This is a genomic window from Enterobacter cloacae complex sp. IR5384 (assembly GCF_049237265.1).
GTDB classification, from domain to species: domain Bacteria; phylum Pseudomonadota; class Gammaproteobacteria; order Enterobacterales; family Enterobacteriaceae; genus Enterobacter; species Enterobacter cloacae.
This window is the reverse complement of sequence record NZ_JBMKHJ010000114.1, coordinates 1-815: the sequence shown is the minus strand read 5'-3', so window position 1 is coordinate 815 and position 815 is coordinate 1. Positions and strand designations below refer to the sequence as shown.

Below are 815 nucleotides of genomic sequence, written 5' to 3'. Positions count from 1 at the left end.
TGCGAAGCGCAATCACCTTCTCGGAAACCCTCGCGAAATTTCGCAGTCGCGACGCCAGAGACCGAGGGTTAGATCATGCCTAGCATTCACCTTCCGGCCGCCCGCTAGCGGACCCTGGTCAGGTTCCGCGAAGGTGGGCGCAGACATGCTGGGCTCGTCAGGATCAAACTGCACTATGAGGCGGCGGTTCATACCGCGCCAGGGGAGCGAATGGACAGCGAGGAGCCTCCGAACGTTCGGGTCGCCTGCTCGGGTGATATCGACGAGGTTGTGCGGCTGATGCACGACGCTGCGGCGTGGATGTCCGCCAAGGGAACGCCCGCCTGGGACGTCGCGCGGATCGACCGGACATTCGCGGAGACCTTCGTCCTGAGATCCGAGCTCCTAGTCGCGAGTTGCAGCGACGGCATCGTCGGCTGTTGCACCTTGTCGGCCGAGGATCCCGAGTTCTGGCCCGACGCCCTCAAGGGGGAGGCCGCATATCTGCACAAGCTCGCGGTGCGACGGACACATGCGGGCCGGGGTGTCAGCTCCGCGCTGATCGAGGCTTGCCGCCATGCCGCGCGAACGCAGGGGTGCGCCAAGCTGCGGCTCGACTGCCACCCGAACCTGCGTGGCCTATACGAGCGGCTCGGATTCACCCACGTCGACACTTTCAATCCCGGCTGGGATCCAACCTTCATCGCAGAACGCCTAGAACTCGAAATCTAACGTCCGTTCGGGCATCGAGGTCCATGTCGGGGTGGGACGGGCCCGTGGCTTCAAGATCACTTGCAGTCCGACCGCGATGTCTTGGTTGCGCGAGAGGTTGTCGA

Annotated in this window: 1 protein-coding gene; it reads left to right on the top strand. The window is 64.0% G+C overall.

Translation table 11 applies throughout. The features are described from left to right. Nucleotides 1–210: 210 nt before the first annotated feature. Entirely contained in the window at nt 211–711 is a 501-nt protein-coding gene (locus tag ACOTX3_RS26115; protein WP_000376623.1) for a GNAT family N-acetyltransferase, read from the top strand. Nucleotides 712–815: the final 104 nt, after the last annotated feature.

What these genes read in the sequence shown, in the direction of transcription:
- ACOTX3_RS26115 (WP_000376623.1), top strand. Translation starts at nt 211, where the DNA reads ATGGACAGCGAGGAGCCTCCGAACGTTCGGGTCGCCTGCTCGGGTGAT.